The following is an 18,431-nucleotide window of genomic DNA, read 5'->3' as shown; positions in this document are numbered from 1 at the left end:
ATGTGGAGGGCTGGGTATGATAGGTACAACAGAAGTCCATTCATGGTTTATCCCCACGACTTTACAGAAAGATGAGGCATTGTCTTCATGGTTGATACGTGCTGCACTTGATAGTGGTTGTGACCCATTAAGTCTAACTGGGGTACTCTGGCCCAAATGGCGAATTTGGTCAGTAGATGTAGATCGAGGTTTAAGCTCAGAGCATTTACGAACCTTGGCCACTACAACAAAAATTGATGAAAGCCAATTTGATTCTGCTACGCTTCGCAATTTCTTAATTAAATATAACTTGGATAATGGAACCCTTGATTCATGGTATCTGGTATTAGGTACAAGAAACCGTAAGCATCGAGGTGGCTGGCAATATTGTCCTAAGTGTTTGTCTGAGGATGGTGTTGCCTATTTCCGTTTACACTGGCGCTTTGCCTGGCATACAGGCTGTATTAAACATAATCAGCGTTTATATGATCAATGTCCGCATTGTCATAATGCCATTCAACCTAGACGACTTGAAGCCCCTGATCAGGTTATGACTTGCTGTTCAATATGTAAAAAAAACCTATTGGAAGTTAATGAATGCTTTATGAATTGTCATGCCCTGGCATTCCAAAAAGTCTTTGGTCAATTCTTGGAACAAGGCTATGCAACCTATCAAGACAAGTTGATTTCACTAAATGATTGGTTAACGGTGATTAAGTTATTTTTACAATTTATTAGAAAAGTTCTAGCTGGCTCAATAAATGGAAAAGGATGGGCTTTTCTTGAACAGCTCAAAATTCAGATGCCCCATTCTGAGTTTATCTCGAATGGATTGGTTGTTAGTCAACTTCCAGTTATCGAGAGAGAGCGGCTATTTTCCTGTATTTATCAATTACTCATCATTCCCCTAGAAAAATTTATTGAAACAGCACAATCTTTAAATATGAACAGATCTTCATTTTGGGATAAGAGAAACCAGTTGCCAGCCATATTAAGACCTATTGAAGAACAGTTAGGCTCAGTTTATCGGAACTACCCTCCAAAGAGAGCATTGGTTGATACCCTAAAACCTAAAAGTAAGGAAGCTGTAATACGAAAGTTTTTGAGATTAAAAAGAAAATTAGGATAACGCTCGGAGGGAAACGCCATGCCTCAGTGTGATGAATGTGGTGATGCGGTTGAAAAGATACACCGATGCTATAAACAGCGTAACTATTGCCATAAATGCTATGTACGAGTTTTTAAAAAACGGGATTGCCCATCATGTGGTAAAAGCTCAAGATTGCACAAAACTGATCAATTGGCTGTTTGCCAAAAATGTGAAACTAATCGCCCGTGTATTCTATGTCAACGTATAGAATATCCATTAGGAAAAATAACGGCACAAGGACCTGTTTGTAATAGCTGTTCAGTTTATTTTAGAGAGTTTCAAGCTTGTGAGCGATGTGGCGTGGCATCACAACGTTTGTCTCGTATCAGCCGTTTTGAGGATAATTTAAGAGTTTGCCCAAAGTGTGCAACCCGTGATTACCAGACATGCCAAAGTTGTAGAAGATATAGGTCGGTTGAACAGGATGCTGTGTCAGGCAAAATGCTTTGTAAAAAATGTTTAAGCTGTCCACCACTTCAATGCTTAACCTGTCAGCAACAAATTCCTGCTGGATGTGGAAAATATTGTGAATCATGTTCATGGCGAAGAATATTGGGCAATAGGATTAAGGAACTAGTTAATACATTAGTGAATCCAAGTCTTAAAGGTTACTTTGAAGAATATATGAATTGGCTTGATCATGAGGTAGGACCACATAAGGCTGCATTGCTAATTCATAAACATATTCAGTTTTTTGAAAAGACCAATAATCTTTGGAGAGATCAGATCCCAGATTATGCGCCTTTATTACATCGACTAAGGACAAGTGGTTTACGCAAATATGAGCTGCCCATCCGGTGGTTGGTTGCAGTGCATTATCTGCATATAGATACACAATCTAAAGGTCACTGTTCTGAATTTGACCAACTGAGAAAACTGGCAAACTCATGTCCAGATTCATCACTTTCAGCCCAAATTCTTCAGAACTACTATCAGGTTTTAATAAATAAAATGGATTTAGGGAAAACAAGTATACGTTCTGCCCGTTTAGCCATGAAACCAGCATCTGCTTTAATGCTGTTGGTAAGTCAATCACGCTTAGATTTACCAACAATGTGGCACGTAAAATATTACTTATTTAAGTCCCCTGGACAAGCTTCCGCTATTGTTGGTTTTCTTAATTTTTTAAACAAGAATTATGATACGAACCTTGATACGTCATGGGTACTAGATGAAAAAATAACAGAGAAAAGTAATATGAAGAAACTGGAAAAACAACTGTTAGCCATTATGAAAGTCCCAGAGGAAAATTTTAATGCACTAGAGTGGATAAAGTTAGGATTGATGTATTTCCATAATTTGGATAAATCTATTTTTAATCATATGGATAGTATTAATTTTAGGGTGCTGGATGATGGCTTTGAAGTGAGGCTTGGTGATCAGCAATATTGGATACCAAATCCAAACTTATATTTTAATAATCTATGAAAAAATTTCTTAAATAGAAATTGAATTCATCTACATTGTTGATTTTATTGAAAATAAATATTTTTTATTTATATTCACTTATAATTTTGATTGAATATAGAAAATAGATCAAGCATATCATACTGAACATATATGCCAATACGATATATGTACTTGATTTAACTGTCTTAACGTTCAATAAATATAGCAGTTTCTTGGTATAATTAACGATAATTCACTCCATTATTTAAATCAAATACTTCACCACTTAAACAATTTGGTGCCTTATCAGCTAGCCACAAAGCTGTATTGGCAATCTCTTGTACTTGGCAAAACTTGTGATTTAAGGTTGCTTCCTTTAAACGTTTTTGTCTCTCAAATGGGATCTTTTTCATTATTTCTGTTTCAACGGGACCTGGCGCAATACTAAAAGTTTGAATATTATGCTGAGCATGACTTCGAGCCATACTACGCATCCCATTAATCAATCCTGCTTTTGAAATGCCATACCAAATATCAGGGTGTCCAATTTGCCCTGCAATTGAGGCAATACTTATAATACGGCCTGATTGCTGTATTTTAAAAATATTTTCTGCAACATCAATGCTCAATTGTATTGTGTGAATCAAATTCACATTCATGATGTTATGCATTTCATTCCATGTATATGAGCTTGCCGTAAGCGTATTCATATAACCTGCATTATTAATTAGAACATCAAATGAACCAATTTGATGAATTACTTGTTCAAGCTGATCATAATAAAGCATATCTGCTTGCCAATGGCGTAAATTAGGATGTGAATATTGTGGTGCATGACGAGAAATATTATGTACGATATATCCTTGATTCAAAAATAGTTTAGCAATTTCTTGACCAATTCCTTGACTTGCACCAGTAATAACTACTTGTTTCATAATTTACCTATTTATCTAATGGAAGACACATATAAATCTCTCTTTAACTCAGCTGGTTACTTAGTATTAGAGAGTTTCGATTAGCTCTTGACTGTTCTTTACTTTTGAGGCGGCAACTACTTCATGGGTTTCTAATTGTTCAAAGAGTTCTAAGACACATTTACCTGCATCTCTAATTGCACGTGAGTTGACGCCTGGGCGAGGTAAGACATAAGTATAGAAGTTTGCTCCTTCAACTATATTTCCTAGGGCCCAAAGTGCCTTCACTTCATCACCATTTTTATTGATAGGATGATGATGATGACTTATTGCTATACCACTTGGATGATAATCACCATTAAAGAAAGGTTGGATTGTGCCATTCTTTAATAGGTTCGCAATGAATGGAGATTTATCTAATGCTGGATAGAAAGTATCTGTTCTTGCTTTTATTAGAATGTCAGCACTACTCGTATATGAGCCATCAGAAAATTCACTAATAATGTTAAAGCGACTTGTCTGGTAATTAAGTTCAACACGCCCTTTTGGACCACAAGCAAATTCAATAACTCCAGCATTTAGTAAAGCTAATAGTTGTTGGCTACGTATAACAGGAGGTCCAACAGCAATTCGATTCATAATAGGACAATATTGTTCAATAAATATTTTATGTGATGTTGGTGTTAATCCTGCATAATCAACAGCATAACGTAAACAATCCCGAATATCCCTAATAATATCTGTTGTTGCTTTAATAGCACCATCAATGTTCCCTTTTAAGGCATCTTCAATATCTGTTTGCAGATAGTTTATTGCGTATTCCTTGAATGCTTCATAGTTTTGCAAACTTGGTAATTTTCCAAAGAAAATTTGCTCAATCTTGGTAAAGTCATCAGATGTAGGCACATAAGCTTCTATATCGTACCATTTCTTATCTATAGTACATCGATATACATAACACATTTCTTTCAACAAAATTGGAAGCAATTCCTGCTCAAAATCAAGTTGCCCATTGCCTCTATTTTGTTGATTAGCTATACGTAATTTATCAATTGCATTGGTTGTAAAAAAACGAGCTTGATATTGTCCATGTGCACCTTTCTGATTTATTCCTCTACTTGCATATGGTAAGCCATAGCGAGAATACACTAGGATATGTGGTTCCTCACCAGAGGGAAGATATTTCAAGGTACCATCTGTATTTTTTATAAATTTTCCAGATCGACCTTCGGTTAGTTGAGAAATTAGGTCATATGTTGTGAGGCCTATACCTTCAATTGCAACGACAGCTTCTGAACTAATGTGATGTAACGAATAAGTATTTGTAATATTTCTAATAAAATCAGCTTTGTGGTTGGTTTTTGCAACCTCCTGAACAAATTTGAGGTACATCAAATCTTGTGGTGATGGTGTATTTTCTCCATGACCTGTTGTAATAAATACTTTATCAGCATGAAAAGTATACCCATTCGCCAATGTGATAATCTGCTGGCCATCATCCATTGAATCAATATTGTATGCAAGTTGTTGATGACGAATTATTTTAATATTTGGATGTAATTGATTGATTTGTTCACGATAAACCCAAGATAAATATTCACCTAACATACGACGTGGTAAATAAGCATTAGCATTGATTTCATTACAGATATGATTGCCTAAATAAAGAAATTTATTATTTAATTCTCGGTATCCATGCTGCCTTGCCCATTCAAGAATAGATAAACCTGGAATAATTGGTCCAGCATCTGTTACCGAATCATCGCTAAACATTGTTATTTGGCAGGCTATGGTATTTACCAAAAGATGATCTGATTGCTCTGAAGTATGAATACCTTGCCCATAAACACGAGGATCTATTAAGTGCAACTCAAACTTAAGATTCTGATCTGAAATTTTGTATATTGCATTAAGCCGTTCTAATATACTAAGACCTCTAGGCCCCATACCAATAATAGCAATTCTCACCTTGTTCATATATGTTCCTTGAATAAAATGGAGTTGATTAATTCACAAAAAATACTTAAAAATATTGTTCTATAAAATATTTTAGTAAGTTTAAATTAATTTCCTCCATTTCTTTGGTTAATAAACCTATAAACAAAAAATTATAGTATTGTGAACTCTGTTTCTTTCATGGATTTATATTGTTTAACTTTTTCAAACCATTCGTAAAGTTCGTGATATTTACTCCCCCAGTTAATATTTGGTAATCTGAAATTTAAATAGGAAAGTGCACATGCTAAACCGATTTCTGGGATATCAAATTTGATTTTATATTCACTGATTTGTTCTTCACAAGCCTGAAGCCCACGAAGAATGTGGGCAGTATGACGTTCAATAATCATTGAAGACTGATATTCAATAGGTCGTCTGCTTTCTATAACTAATTGTAAGGCACTATCAATTATTCCATCTGCTAGTGCTACACGTATTTGATCTTCCCATGTACTATTAGATAATGAGTAGATTGATTTTTTAATATCAGGTTGATAATTATTTAAATATTGACATATTATGATGCTGTCATAAATATTAAGTGACTGATCTTTCAAAACTGGAACTCGCCCAAGAGGGTTGTATTTTGTAACCAGATTTGACTCATAAACATTTGTTATTACTTCTGTAACTATAGCTTCTAAACCTTTTTCACGTAGTAGTACTCTTGCCTTGCGGGAATATGGAGATGTTGGTGATATTATAAGCCTCATAGGTACTACCATTTAAATTTTTGTTTAAAAGTACATAAAATAAATATTTATGCTTGCTTGTATATTTGATTTTGTTTGAATAAATATCAAAGAAAATCGTTTGATGTATTAAAACAGAAGTAAAATTAAAGATCATATAAAGACCTGTCAATTAAGTAATTTTTATAGGTCTATAATTTTTATTTATTTCCATATTTTTAATAGTGGTGTTAATAATTGTCACACTAATTTTTGCTGGATTTTTTTTGCAGTAATTATGTGTAATTTAAATTGCTTTTGTTGTGCCTAAAATATTTTATATTATGTGGTGAATAAATCTATGATAAATCTGGATCAAATTAGAAACCTTTTTATAGGATTGGAAACAAAATATCCAACAAGATTGGGAACGAACATTCGACAATGCTATTTGGATTCAACAGCATCAAGTTTGGCATTCCTACCTTCCGTAAATTTTATTAATGATTATCTAAAGTACTATGCAAATGTTCATAGTGATAGCCATAACTCTGCAAAAATATCGACTCAACTTTTTGAGTGGTCTGCTAATGAAATTCTGAAACTGGTTAATGCAGATCCTGAGATTTATACATGTATATTTTTGGGTAGTGGCGCAACAGCAGCAATTAATCGAGCATCTCAAATATTACGACAAATCAATCCAAAGCCTCGTGTGCTTGTTTCTTTGATGGAACATCACTCTAATGATTTACCACATAGACAACGAAGTGAGGTAACACATTTATCTTTACTTGATACACCAACTGGTCTTGGAGGAATCGATATTGAGAAACTTGAACAAGAATTAAAGACAAAAGATGTATCGTATGTAGCTGTTACTGGAGTGAGTAATGTTACAGGTATCATTAACCCAATTGAAAAAATAGCTAAATTAGCTCATAGCTATGATAGCTATATCATTATAGATGCAGCACAAATGGGACCGCATATGCCTATTGATTTAGCCATATGCAAGGCAGATGCGTTGGTTTTGGCTGGACATAAAATGTATGCGCCATCCTCACCAGGTGTTTTAATCATTAAAAAAGTTCTATTAGATTCATCCAAACCTATCGATTTAGGGGGAGGAATGGTTACTGATGTTTCATTAAGTGATTATGCCATTTCAAATATTTACCCTGACCGAGAATTAGCTGGGACACCTAATATTGTTGGTAGTATTATGCTTGGTGTTACAGCTAACACCCTACGAAGAGTGGGGATGCATAATGTTCAAGCAAAAGAACAATCTCTTACTCAATATTTGTTAAATAAATTAGCCGAGATTCCTCAAATTACAGTATATGGCAATTTAGATCCTCATAATCGTGTTGGGGTTATTTCTTTCAATATTAATAAATTACCACATAAACTCACAGCAATTATTCTCAATGATTACTTTGGTATTGCTGTCAGGAATCAATGCTTTTGTGCTCATCCATATGTACGTTCACTCATACGAGAAGAACTTTGGAGCATGGCTGATGACATAGATTTACCTGAAGAGCAAGTTGATGCTTATATTGATCGATATAAAGGTATGGTTCGCATTAGTCTTGGACTATACAACACTGTAGAAGATATAGATTGTGTTGTTTCCGCACTAATTGAAATCATATCTCATATTGATTATTACAAAGAACAATATATTGAAGATACAACTGGTGGATTTATTCATATATCTGAAAAAGAACTACCTTTGCCATTATCACAACCTGAAATTGTAATGGAAAAATATATCAGAGATCATTTAAAAAAATTAAATAAGGGCGAGGTTGAGTTTGTAAATTTAGTCATAAATGAATATTGATAATCATATTTTATTTAATTGATCACGATATGAGGATTTTATGGAAAATATGGATTTAGGGCGTATCAATCTGCAGGGGCTAAGATGTCCTATTCCAATATTAAGGATTAAGAGGATGCTTAAAAATAATTCTGATCTGAAAAATCTAGAAGTTATAACTGATCATTTAGACGTTGTCAAAGATATCTATTTATTTTGTCAGAAAAATGAATATGGATGTGTTGATCAAAGAATAAATGATACTGAATTTCTGATTGTTATAAAAATTTAGAGCAAAAGTTTAACCAATGGAAAGAGCTAAAATGGCTGACATGCAAAGACAAAAAGTTATATTAAATAAATTGGCTATAGTATTGAGTGTTAATCAAGGTGAAGGATGGCTTATTGTTGATCATCATCGTAAATGGGTAGATAAAAATAGCCTTATTTTGATTGAAGGCTATGATGAACTTACCATTGAGTCACTAACTGCATTAAATATCGAACAACGCATTATTAATCATATACCATCTAATATCAGAGACCAAAAACTTAGAACTCTCGATAAACGTGTTCTCTCCGAATCTGGTAAATTTTTTCCTATTATTGCATTGGGAACTCTTGGTAGTTTATCATTGACATTTAACTGCTCTAAACGTGGCTTAGATTCTTTAGAAGTACAAACGAAAAAGCTTCCAATAGAAAATTCATATGATTTGGTTATTGTTGGTGCTGGGCCTAGTGGAGCCTCTTTAGCAGCACATGCTGAACATGCTGGTTTAAATTACTTGTGGCTTGGCGAACCATTCAGCTTTTGGCTATATCATATTTTGCCAAATGATCTCCGCTCTCCTGCTGCTGCATCAGGTATCAATACACCTATAAATGACATGGACTTTATAAGCTTTGCTCAGTGTATTGGTGTTCCAATTGATCAACCTGTTTCGATGCCTCTAGCTTTAGCGTATTTCAATTACTTCGTCACAAAACAAAATCTAACTCCATTACCATTTACTGCTGAAAAAGTAGACTATCAGGACAATAGCTACAATGTACAACTACGAATGGCGGATCAATACCAAACTGTAAAATGTCGTAATTTGGTTTGGTGTGCTGGTCTTAAAGGAATGGAGAATATTCCAAAAATTTTACGTCAAATTCCTAGTAAAAATTTCACACATTCAAGTGATACAAATATTCCGAACACCTTATCCAAAGATTATAAAATTGCAGTAATAGGCGCAGGTCAAAGTGCTGCTGAACATGCAATACTAGCTATTGATAGTGGGGCACAAGTAAAATTATTAATTCGTGATAGCAATCTCATCTTTCGTAATTTACATTCACCAGGAAATCATCTCTACAAATGGTGTTCTAAGAATGCTGATAGTTTTGTTTATCGTCTACCTTCATTTATACAAAAGCGGTTCTTATCCTATTTATTAAAAGGAACTACTGAGCCAAAAATGAAGTTGATTAATCAATGGGATAAGCTAAAAATAATTCCAAAATTCGATTTAATACAAGCCAATGTTTTATCCGATGGAAAATTAGAACTTAAAGCACGTAGTGGGCAATGTGAGTATGTAGACCACTTAATTCTTGGCACTGGTTATAAATATGAGATCAATAAAATAAAGCCCTTAAGTGATTTACAACATCAAATAAAGAGTTCAGATGGTTTTCCGTTACTAGATGAAAATTGTATGTCTAGTGTACCTGGGCTGTTCTTCGGTGGCTATGCCGCTATGAAAAGAATAGGTCCCAAGTGCCAATTTATTGCAGGTTCCGCACTTACTAGTAAAGCACTAATGTATGGTATCTCTCAGCGATTAAAACATGATAATTAATTTACGTTCTGGATTATGGCTATTATTAGCATTGCTGCGAATTTTTGCTCCTGAGCAAGCTCTTCTAGCAGTTTTTATATTATTAACTATTCTATTTACACAACACTGGTCATGGATAAAACTGCGTAGTGGAAAGATAGCACTATTCATATTAATACTTGCAGTCATTTTACCTAATCACTGGACAACGGTATGGCATAAACTCATGCCATATGTAGATGTCATAATTATGTTGGTATCACTGAATCTCCTGAGAAGTGCAATTGCTAATAGTGCGATAAGTCAGATACTCTCACAGTGGCTGACTCAACATCGTCGCCCTTGGATAACACTTGGTGTATCAGTTGGTATATCACCTATATTTAACATGGGTACTATACCAATCTTGTTGGCAGGTTTAAGTAAGAAAGAACTGACAAACAATAGAGAAATACCCAATATTGTTGCTCGCGGAGTTGCTACAGCTAACCTTTTAGCTCCTACTTCTGCGCCTGTACTATTAACATTAAGCATGTTTCCAGCGATTAGTTGGTTCAGTGTAATGTCTATAAGTCTATTTGCCATCGTTATTATGATTGCACTAATTGGATTAAATGCTTATAGATCAAATCATTTGTTCAGTAATAATATAAACATCATTAAAGAAATTACTCCACCTGACATTTCAATCACAAACATAAATAGGTGGAAGAGTCTATTACCTGTTATTATTTTTCTCGGTACATTATTAACATTGAGTATTATTCTGCATAAACCATATTCTCAATCAATATTTATCGCATGTTTTATCACTTGGTTTTCTAGCAGTATCATTAATAACCACTCAGATTTATTTCAATTAATCAATATAGCTCAGACAAAGCTCCTACCTGAACTCATATTATTCATTGCCTGTGGCATATTAGCAATACGTCTTTATGATATCTTTGAAGGTATACAAATAGGCATTTTTTCACAAATACCAGTGTATTTAACTAGCTTTCTAATTTGTATTTTATTACTAATTGTTATGCCCTTGGTATGTCGAATAGGGCTACATCCCATCATTCCTTTCTGTATCGTTGCACCTTTAATTAGTCCGTTAACGAATGAAATCAGCCTTCCCATAATTATAACCCTTTGGCTGTGTTATTGGGTGCAATCACTCATTATTTCCCCAAGTTCAGTCATCAACTTAACTGTGAATGCAACTCTTGGAGATAACTCTTGGTACAAACCAGATTTGAGGTTCCTTTTTATCAGTAGTAGTTTTTTAACCTTACTATTTGTAGTTTTAATTGAAATGAGGATCATGTATTGAAAAATATTTTCTTTGTACTCGCTTGTGGGCCTAGGGAAAGTCGCACATTAGCCGCATTAGAAATGGCTAAGGTCTTTTTGGATAAAGGGCTTCAGGTCAACATCTTTTTAATTGGTAATGGGATCTACAATGCTATTCAGACACAAAGCATAAAGAACCATATTATTCGCTTAAGAAAACTAATTGCTCAAGGTGCAACAGTATCTACTTGCGTCAACATGGCTAAATTTTCTGGATTAGATGAGAGCAATGTTCAGGAAGGAATCCAAATAGAAAATATGATGACGTTTGCAGAGCAATACAATATGGCAGATCGCATCATCTTCTTTGGAGGAGACTCCAAATGAATGTATCCGCTTTATTTGTTCTTAGTCAAAGTCCAGCTATGTCTGATATAAACATGCAAGTTGCTCGAATGGCACTTTCTATTAGTAGTGATACCGATGTGAGTTTTGCATTTTGGCATGATGCTGTCTATCTTCTACATCATGATCATAGTAGTCCGTTTTATAATTTTTCTAATCAATACAAGTTTTTAGTAGAAAGTGATGTTCCTTTGGTTGTGCGAAAATCCGATTTGGATCAAAGGGGGCTTGAGGAATATGGAACAAAATTTCCAGTGCAATTTCTAACGAATGAGCAATTTTCAGCATATATCAATCGATATGATAAGGCATTTTTCTTATGAGCCGTTTAGTTATTTTGACAAGCTTAAATGCTATTGAAAAGTATCAAGAAATTAGAATTAAGAACGATGTAGTTTTATTGGTTGCAGAATCCATATTTAGCCGTAGTTTCACGAACCAGCCACATTTTATATGGTCAACAGAACCTTTGAAGCATATATCTCCATATGCGGAATGTATTAGTAATGATTTTTTAACTGAATTATTCAATAAACATGAAGTGATTTTAACCATCTAATAGTATCAGGAGTATCACATGCAAAATCTAAGAAATACACAACAACAATTGGTCGCGGCAGGTTGGATTGAACAAATTCAATTATTGGAAAAAGGGATTTTTAATGTCTCGATTCGACAAAATAACCAAATACATAATTGGCGTGTAGATGATAAAGATCATTTTTTAGAAAACTTGCCATTACAATCAATAGTACAATTAAATGGTGATATTTCAGAAAAAGATCCTTTATGTACTTTAAATGTATTGCATACAGCAGAGCCATTACCTATCGATATTAATCAATATAACTACAAAGACCTTGAACATCGACACTTAGGCATACGTAATAATTTCTTTCGAGCTACAGCAGAGTTTCGCCATCTTGTTAGAAAATATGCTTTTGAATTTTTGGATGATCAAAATTGTATGTTGGTTCAAACCCCAATTTTAACAAATGCATCTTGTGTTTGTAGTGGTGATGTATTTACGTTTCCTTATTACGGAAAACAGGTTGCGACTCTTATCCAAAGTCCATGGATGTATGCTGATGCGCTAGTTAGTGGGGTAGAAAGAGTCTATGCATTAAATCCCTCTTTTCGACGAGAAACTGATGCAACAGGTATACATCTGGTTGAAATTTGGCAATTGCAAGTAGATTTGGCATGGGCTAGTAATGATGAAATTATGCAAATGGAACAGGACTTAATCCACTTTATCGCAGAAAAACTCAAAAAGCATACCGATTTATATGCAAAAGCTCAGTTAGGGACAGAACATTTGGATCAGTTACTGAAACCATTTGCACGTATTACGTATGATGAGTCTGTAACTTTACTTAACGAATTAGGATACTTATTTGATTATGGAAATGATTATACAGAAGAGCATAACAATGCAATTGGTAAACATGTAAAAGTACCATATTTTATAACTGATTTTCCAATGAGTCTAAAAAACTTTTGGTTCGCTCATAGTACAGATAACTATGATTTAAGCCCATCGAATGATCTCTTTTCTCATATGGGACAAGGTGAGATAGTTGGTGGTGGTACACGAGTTTCTGACTATGAAGAACTCAAAGCAAATCTAGAATATTTTGGCCATGACTTGGATGAATTCGCTTGGTTTGTTGATATACGTCGTCACGGTTGTGTACCTCATTCAGGTTTTTCAATTGGTTTTGATAGGCTTGTTGCAACCTTTATGGGAGTAAATGATATACGCCAAGCAACTTTATTCCCTCGTATACCTCAAGGTTTATTAAAACCCTAAGTAATCAGAATTAAATGTTATAGGAGTTAGATAATGATTTTATCAGGACATGCAAAAATGATTACTGAGAGATTCCAATTTAAGTATCCAATTATTCAGGCTCCCATGGCAGGAATAACAACTGCGGAAATGGTTGCTCAAGCATGTGAAATTGGGATTTTAGGATCATTAGGTGCGGGGATGCTTGAACCCTCTGCGATTAAATCTACCGTTGAAAAGATACGTCAGCTTACGAATAAACCTTTTAATATTAATTTATTCATCATCAATGATCATCCTAAACATGATTGGGATAAGTTGGATATCGAGAAGTTACAGAAATTACATACCTCTCTAAATTTACCACCATTAGAGCTACCTACTAAATTTGCTCCAAAATTTAGTGAACAGTTTGATGTCCTTTTGCAATTACGGCCAGAGATCGCAAGCTTTACATTTGGTATTCTTAATAAACAACAAATTACAAATTTGCATGAGCAAGGATGTTTTGTCATTGGCACAGCAACTACTGTACAAGAAGCCCTAGCATGGGAGGCTATAGGAGCTGATGCAATTTGTTTACAAGGCGTTGAAGCTGGCGGCCATCGAGGTATGTTTTTAAAATCCGAAGATAGAGGAATGGCTTTATTGCCTCTGCTTATAGAAACAAAAGCTAAAGTAAAATTACCATTAATCGCTGCTGGTGGGATTATGACTGGACAAACTATAGCAGCACTGCAATCTATTGGTGCTGATATGGTTCAGTTAGGCACAGCATTTTTATTTTGTGATGAAGCTAATTTATCGCCAGCATATCGTAATAAATTACTAAGCTCATCTGGTCATGATACCAAACTGACTCAAACATTCTCAGGTAAACTTGCTAGAGGGATTGAGAATCAATTTATGAGAGAGTTGGCAAATAATGAGACAGTACCAATTTATCCTATTCAGAATGCATTATCTGGGCCTATACGTAAATGGGCAAAAGAACAAAATAATGCGGAATTTATGTCGCTTTGGGCAGGGCAAGGTGTAGGTATGGGACGTCCTCTCTCAATGCAAAAATTAGTCAGTACACTTGTAGATGAATGGTACAAAAGTAAATCTATTTAATTTTATATTTCTTTAATAATAAGGAAGAACATGATCTTCCTTATTAACCTAACATCTAGCTGAAACATTGTGAATAAGAATGTCATGAAGTAAATAAAGCTCTTTAAAATTATATAAGTAACGATTTTGACATGAGAACCATATTTGTACTGAGCTATCAGTATCATGGATCTCTTGTAAAGTAATAAGATCATTATTCATTCTCTCAATATAACTATGGGGTAACACTGCATACCCTAAACCATTGAGAACTGCCTGATATATATTGTCAATATTGTCGAAATCAATTGTTGTGAAATTAATATTTTGATTTAATAAAATTTTCTCACCAATTTGGCGGTAATAGCAACCCTTTGGATAAGCGATAAGATTAATTTCTTTAGAATATTGGGTAAGTGGTGGAAATAATTTATTGTTATAACAAAGTACAGCCGTTTCTTTCCATAAAGGAATATTATAGATACAAGGATGAATTAATTCTTCATTAATTAATCCACAATCAATATTTCCAGCGATCAATTCTGATTTTAAATGGTTTAAAGACATAGTTTTTATTGATAATGGTTGTTTCGTTTTATTGTTTAGATGCTGGATACAATCAATAAGATTACGTTGGTTAACAGTTTGTAGAATGCCGATATCAAGTGGACATGACTGTAATGTATTATTGTCAGAACTAAGATCATCCGATGCTGCATCTACAAGATCTAAGATCTGATCGCTATATTTTTTAAGTTTAACACCTTCAGCGGTTAGACAAATACCTTTAGGAGATCGAACCAATAATCTTACACCTAATAGACTTTCTAATTTATTGATATGTGAAGTAATATTGGGCTGAACACAATGAAGTTTCTGAGCTGCCCCTGAAAAACTTCCTGTTTCAATAACAGCATTAAAAACCTTTAACCCCTTGATATCCATATTTATTCCAAAAATTGATTTGTTATTTATAAATCAGAATAAATGAATAATAAACTAAATAATGTTAATCATCTAGGGCTTGTTGAGAATTAACAAAGACTACTGATTAATTTATAATAGTACTATGGATAGATACATACTTACTGATGCCCAATGGGCAAAAATGGAACCTTTTTGCCTAGGTAAAGTGACCGATCGAGGTCGTAGTGGAAAAGATAATCGATTATTTTTAGAAGCAGTCCTATGGATTGCCCGTACAGGCAGTCCATGGCGTGATCTACCTGCTCATTTTGGTAAATGGAATACCGTCTTTAAAAGATACCGTGACTGGGTTAAAGCTGGTGTATTTGAAACTATTTTTGCATCTGTAAATGAAGATGTTGATTTGGAATACGCCATGATTGATGGAACGATTGTTAAAGTTCATCGACATGGGCAAGGTGCAAAAGGGGGACTTTCAAACAGTCTATAGGTAAATCTCGAGGTGGAATGACCTGTAAAATTCTTGCCTTAGTGGATAGTCTAGGCAACCTCATTAAGTTTCGATTAATGCCTGGTCAATATCACGATTTAGTAGAAACCAAACCTTTAATTGAAGATGTTGATTTTCAAGCATTACTAGCTGATAAAGCATTTGATGCAGATTGGCTCATCCAAGAACTCAATGAACGTAAAGTGAAAGTGGTGATCCCACCCAAATCTAATCGAAAAGTAATGAGAGCATTTGATACGACTATGTATAAATGGCGTCATCTCATTGAAAACTATTTCTGTAAGTTAAAAGAATTTAAACGTATAGCGATGCGTAGTTGTAAAACAGATACGAGTTTTGAAGCCATGATTCAATTGTGCGCGAGTGTAATTAACTCTCGGTAATTCTCAACAGACCCTAGAGAGATTCAGTTTTTATTCGATAAATGTAAGCATTTGATTAAACCCACTTGACTCAAACAGGCTTCCACATATGTGGTAGTAGCTCTTCGATGTCTTTCATTTTATGTGTTGGTAGTCTTTTTAACACATCACTGAACTAGGCATACGGATCCAGACCATTCAGTTTGGCTGACTGAATTAAAGTCATGATGTTCGTCTGCCCGTTGACCTCTAAGTAATGATCCTGCAAATAACCAGTTTTTTCTGCCTAAAGCCCAAGAAAAATAAAAATCTTTACATTATAGGTGACCTATGTCTAAAAGATTACTTGCAATGGAAAGATATAAATCTGCTATTAAGTTACCAAAGAATTTAGAGATTAAAGGTTATTAATCTCAATAGATGGGCTTTTCTTCTGTTTTTTCCTTTAACTGAATATTGGTAATTCCAATTTTTCTTAGAGCATTCAATAAAGTTGATTCACCATCTGAAAAGCCAGCAGATTTTGAGCGCCTAAAAACAAATAATTGGGTAACAAGATTGGAGCCCTGAAGAGTTTTCGAATAAGAGCCCTCTGACAAAGGTAAGCTCTTCATGAGATCAGAAATATACTGTTCAAATTGTTCTAGGGTCTTTGACCTAAATACTAGCCCAGAATGCCCACGTTCCTTGTGGATGCTTTTTCCCTCTACATTTGAAATATAAATCGCTGGTTGTATATCGAAAATATAAACTGGAGGGCAATTTTTAAGAGATAGTCGAATGACTAATGCTCCGCGAGTTGCTGTTTTATTTGAATTTGCATAACACCAATTTTTATAAGCTTGCTTTTCTCCATCTGAAATATCTTCATTTTCTAAAGTTTCTGAATTGACGGAAAAGGCCATTAGAGTGGGTTTATCGTTGTAATTAAAGTCTTCTTCAAAAGTATAATAGTGTACTGCATTGACAATACTGGGATTTAACAAGCGTGCTTTTACGCAAGCATTCCAAAGGTCCATAATTCTTCCTTGTTCTGGAGCTTCAAATTCTGTGGCATTATCTTTATTAGTGGTCGGATTAATTGTGGCATTAAGAACATCCTTGGAGCTATCAGGTTCCCCTGTACCAACTGTATTGGTTTCTTTTATATTTTTCTTCCTTTGTGACCGAGTAATGGTTCTTTCATGTTTTGTTTTACTTTTTTTCGCGATGGGTCCTGAACCTAACCATTCAAATTCATGATCTAAAATAACCGTTTGTGACAATGGTCTGCGCCCTCCTTGATCTTCAGATACATTAATCTGACCAGAGCCTAGTTGTAGCTCAGGAGGCTTAGGTGCGTTGTGGTCTATAGGTTTCTTAACTTGGTGAACTTCCTTTGTGACACTTCTGATGAGGGTTTGATCTGGTAAATCTATTCCAAGAATTCTTAGACCTAAAAAAGCATTGGTACCAGAAATATTGAAACCTGAAACTCGAATCTTTCTCGTTTCCTCGTGCCATGGCATTACTTTAGGGTATATATGATTTTTTTTATCAAAATCATCATGTTTTGCAATACTGCTAAATAATATCCTTACAGCATTTTGGGTATATTCACTGTATTGATAATAGGCAATAAATACATGGTCATTTAATGTAAGGCCATCACCTATAAGAACAGTCCATGTGCCTTCCTCTCCTGGATGAGGAGTGTAGAGCCGTTCATGCCGTTCGGCCTCATCGTATGTTGTCAGAATTCTAGGAAGTTCAGTAGATAGACCATACCCTCTAACCAGAAACTCAAAACAAGGTACGAGAAGTTCCTTATATTCCTGATCCGTTAAGGAGAAAGAAATACAATTCTCACGTTTGCTTGGCTTAATATAAAATTCATTTATGTTTGAGAGGAAATGATCTATTTCCCCAGTCTTTTCGTCTCGCTTATATGTTTGAACATAGGTATGTTTAAAATCCGTATGGTCAATATCAAACTCCCGTATTTCTAAGGGAAGATAATCAACCAATCGTTCATGATGCCAAACTGTGCCAATAGGCCAAGACACCAAATCTGTTATATTGGCATCAATAAAAATAAAATTATCTGTGGGTGTGTAATCTTCCAGAAGTTCCCTAAAAGCCACATGAACTTTAGGTTGGGTATTTCTACGTTCAGCTTTTGCTAACGCCCCATACCACCACACCATTAAGAACTTTTCAGCATTGGATTCAAGAACTTTGAATGCGGGTGATTTTTTTTTATCTAAAGAGTTATCAGTATTTTCTTCATTAGAATGATTGTTCATGATCAACCTCTC

At 34.6% G+C, this 18,431-nt stretch carries 17 protein-coding genes and 1 pseudogene; 12 read left to right on the top strand and 6 right to left on the bottom strand.

The annotated features are described in order from the left end of the window. Positions 1–16: 16 nt before the first annotated feature. Complete coding sequence (locus Q9Q86_RS11590) at positions 17–1,108, top strand: TniQ family protein (RefSeq protein ID WP_004756433.1); 1,092 nt, start codon at positions 17–19, stop codon at positions 1,106–1,108. A gap of 18 nt (positions 1,109–1,126) precedes the next feature. Continuing rightward, complete coding sequence (locus Q9Q86_RS11585; protein WP_004756430.1) at positions 1,127–2,557, top strand: hypothetical protein; 1,431 nt, start codon at positions 1,127–1,129, stop codon at positions 2,555–2,557. Positions 2,558–2,760: 203 nt separating this feature from the next. Here Q9Q86_RS11585 and Q9Q86_RS11580 read toward each other — a convergent pair whose 3' ends face one another. The 3 genes from Q9Q86_RS11580 to Q9Q86_RS11570 all read right to left on the bottom strand — a co-directional run bounded on the left by Q9Q86_RS11580 (position 2,761) and on the right by Q9Q86_RS11570 (position 6,155). Beyond that, positions 2,761–3,453: an SDR family oxidoreductase gene (locus Q9Q86_RS11580; protein ID WP_004756429.1), complete on the bottom strand. Its 693-nt coding sequence runs from the start codon at positions 3,451–3,453 to the stop codon at positions 2,761–2,763. 66 nt (positions 3,454–3,519) lie between these two features. Further along, positions 3,520–5,409, bottom strand: a complete 1,890-nt coding sequence (locus Q9Q86_RS11575) for an FAD/NAD(P)-binding protein (RefSeq protein ID WP_005329743.1) — start codon at positions 5,407–5,409, stop codon at positions 3,520–3,522. Positions 5,410–5,540: 131 nt separating this feature from the next. Then, a complete protein-coding gene (locus Q9Q86_RS11570) occupies positions 5,541–6,155 on the bottom strand; it encodes a glutathione S-transferase N-terminal domain-containing protein (RefSeq protein WP_227540289.1) in 615 nt (204 codons plus the stop codon). A gap of 307 nt (positions 6,156–6,462) precedes the next feature. Here Q9Q86_RS11570 and Q9Q86_RS11565 point away from each other — a divergent pair, with 307 nt between their 5' ends. Genes Q9Q86_RS11565 through Q9Q86_RS11525 form a run of 9 tightly spaced genes read left to right on the top strand, consistent with a single transcriptional unit; the run spans position 6,463 to position 14,355 of the window. After that, a complete protein-coding gene (locus Q9Q86_RS11565; protein WP_005329741.1) occupies positions 6,463–7,953 on the top strand; it encodes an aminotransferase class V-fold PLP-dependent enzyme in 1,491 nt (496 codons plus the stop codon). 40 nt (positions 7,954–7,993) lie between these two features. Next, complete coding sequence (locus tag Q9Q86_RS11560) at positions 7,994–8,224, top strand: sulfurtransferase TusA family protein (RefSeq protein WP_004756412.1); 231 nt, start codon at positions 7,994–7,996, stop codon at positions 8,222–8,224. Between the two features lie 31 nt (positions 8,225–8,255). After that, the gene (locus Q9Q86_RS11555) at positions 8,256–9,782 is read left to right on the top strand and encodes an NAD(P)-binding domain-containing protein (protein ID WP_004756411.1); all 1,527 of its coding nucleotides are present in this window, start codon (positions 8,256–8,258) and stop codon (positions 9,780–9,782) included. After that, positions 9,772–11,082, top strand: coding sequence for a hypothetical protein (locus tag Q9Q86_RS11550; RefSeq protein WP_004756409.1), 1,311 nt, complete (start codon positions 9,772–9,774; stop codon positions 11,080–11,082). Before Q9Q86_RS11555 ends, Q9Q86_RS11550 begins: the two co-directional genes overlap by 11 nt. Next, complete coding sequence (locus Q9Q86_RS11545) at positions 11,079–11,429, top strand: DsrE family protein (RefSeq protein ID WP_004756408.1); 351 nt, start codon at positions 11,079–11,081, stop codon at positions 11,427–11,429. The genes Q9Q86_RS11550 and Q9Q86_RS11545 overlap by 4 nt, the downstream gene beginning before the upstream one ends. Continuing rightward, entirely contained in the window at positions 11,426–11,770 is a 345-nt protein-coding gene (locus Q9Q86_RS11540; protein ID WP_004756406.1) for a DsrE family protein, read from the top strand. The genes Q9Q86_RS11545 and Q9Q86_RS11540 overlap by 4 nt, the downstream gene beginning before the upstream one ends. Then, a complete protein-coding gene (locus tag Q9Q86_RS11535) occupies positions 11,767–12,006 on the top strand; it encodes a hypothetical protein (RefSeq protein WP_004756404.1) in 240 nt (79 codons plus the stop codon). Before Q9Q86_RS11540 ends, Q9Q86_RS11535 begins: the two co-directional genes overlap by 4 nt. Before the next feature lie 18 nt (positions 12,007–12,024). After that, a complete protein-coding gene (locus Q9Q86_RS11530) occupies positions 12,025–13,260 on the top strand; it encodes an asparagine--tRNA ligase (protein ID WP_004756402.1) in 1,236 nt (411 codons plus the stop codon). Positions 13,261–13,293: 33 nt separating this feature from the next. After that, complete coding sequence (locus tag Q9Q86_RS11525) at positions 13,294–14,355, top strand: nitronate monooxygenase family protein (protein ID WP_004756400.1); 1,062 nt, start codon at positions 13,294–13,296, stop codon at positions 14,353–14,355. Positions 14,356–14,403: 48 nt separating this feature from the next. Here Q9Q86_RS11525 and Q9Q86_RS11520 read toward each other — a convergent pair whose 3' ends face one another. Continuing rightward, positions 14,404–15,279, bottom strand: coding sequence for a LysR family transcriptional regulator (locus Q9Q86_RS11520; protein ID WP_004756399.1), 876 nt, complete (start codon positions 15,277–15,279; stop codon positions 14,404–14,406). A gap of 124 nt (positions 15,280–15,403) precedes the next feature. Here Q9Q86_RS11520 and Q9Q86_RS11515 point away from each other — a divergent pair. Continuing rightward, a protein-coding gene (locus Q9Q86_RS11515) for an IS5 family transposase (RefSeq protein ID WP_112987637.1) occupies positions 15,404–16,155 on the top strand; the annotation gives its coding sequence in 2 pieces (ribosomal slippage) (positions 15,404–15,740 and positions 15,740–16,155; 753 coding nt in all). 70 nt (positions 16,156–16,225) lie between these two features. On the opposite strand, the pseudogene Q9Q86_RS11510 reads toward Q9Q86_RS11515, so the two are convergent. Together Q9Q86_RS11510 and Q9Q86_RS11505 are read right to left on the bottom strand one after the other, a co-directional pair. Beyond that, a pseudogene (locus Q9Q86_RS11510) lies at positions 16,226–16,430 on the bottom strand (transposase domain-containing protein); the annotation flags it as partial. A 117-nt stretch (positions 16,431–16,547) separates the two neighbouring features. Further along, on the bottom strand, positions 16,548–18,419 hold the full coding sequence (locus tag Q9Q86_RS11505; RefSeq protein WP_112987117.1) for a hypothetical protein: 1,872 nt from the start codon (positions 18,417–18,419) through the stop codon (positions 16,548–16,550). Positions 18,420–18,431: the final 12 nt, after the last annotated feature.

The sequence above is a fragment of the Acinetobacter sp. A22 genome, assembly GCF_030913345.1.
Classification (GTDB): domain Bacteria; phylum Pseudomonadota; class Gammaproteobacteria; order Pseudomonadales; family Moraxellaceae; genus Acinetobacter; species Acinetobacter junii.
The sequence above is the reverse complement of the archived record's forward strand: the minus strand, read 5'-3'. Positions and strand labels throughout refer to the sequence as shown.

What these genes read in the sequence shown, in the direction of transcription:
- Q9Q86_RS11580 (WP_004756429.1), bottom strand. Translation starts at nt 3,453, where the DNA reads ATGAAACAAGTAGTTATTACTGGTGCAAGTCAAGGAATTGGTCAAGAA.
- Q9Q86_RS11535 (WP_004756404.1), top strand. Translation starts at nt 11,767, where the DNA reads ATGAGCCGTTTAGTTATTTTGACAAGCTTAAATGCTATTGAAAAGTAT.
- Q9Q86_RS11520 (WP_004756399.1), bottom strand. Translation starts at nt 15,279, where the DNA reads ATGGATATCAAGGGGTTAAAGGTTTTTAATGCTGTTATTGAAACAGGA.
- Q9Q86_RS11505 (WP_112987117.1), bottom strand. Translation starts at nt 18,419, where the DNA reads ATGAACAATCATTCTAATGAAGAAAATACTGATAACTCTTTAGATAAA.
- Q9Q86_RS11560 (WP_004756412.1), top strand. Translation starts at nt 7,994, where the DNA reads ATGGAAAATATGGATTTAGGGCGTATCAATCTGCAGGGGCTAAGATGT.
- Q9Q86_RS11530 (WP_004756402.1), top strand. Translation starts at nt 12,025, where the DNA reads ATGCAAAATCTAAGAAATACACAACAACAATTGGTCGCGGCAGGTTGG.
- Q9Q86_RS11550 (WP_004756409.1), top strand. Translation starts at nt 9,772, where the DNA reads ATGATAATTAATTTACGTTCTGGATTATGGCTATTATTAGCATTGCTG.
- Q9Q86_RS11585 (WP_004756430.1), top strand. Translation starts at nt 1,127, where the DNA reads ATGCCTCAGTGTGATGAATGTGGTGATGCGGTTGAAAAGATACACCGA.
- Q9Q86_RS11570 (WP_227540289.1), bottom strand. Translation starts at nt 6,155, where the DNA reads ATGGTAGTACCTATGAGGCTTATAATATCACCAACATCTCCATATTCC.
- Q9Q86_RS11555 (WP_004756411.1), top strand. Translation starts at nt 8,256, where the DNA reads ATGGCTGACATGCAAAGACAAAAAGTTATATTAAATAAATTGGCTATA.
- Q9Q86_RS11525 (WP_004756400.1), top strand. Translation starts at nt 13,294, where the DNA reads ATGATTTTATCAGGACATGCAAAAATGATTACTGAGAGATTCCAATTT.
- Q9Q86_RS11565 (WP_005329741.1), top strand. Translation starts at nt 6,463, where the DNA reads ATGATAAATCTGGATCAAATTAGAAACCTTTTTATAGGATTGGAAACA.
- Q9Q86_RS11590 (WP_004756433.1), top strand. Translation starts at nt 17, where the DNA reads ATGATAGGTACAACAGAAGTCCATTCATGGTTTATCCCCACGACTTTA.
- Q9Q86_RS11540 (WP_004756406.1), top strand. Translation starts at nt 11,426, where the DNA reads ATGAATGTATCCGCTTTATTTGTTCTTAGTCAAAGTCCAGCTATGTCT.
- Q9Q86_RS11575 (WP_005329743.1), bottom strand. Translation starts at nt 5,409, where the DNA reads ATGAACAAGGTGAGAATTGCTATTATTGGTATGGGGCCTAGAGGTCTT.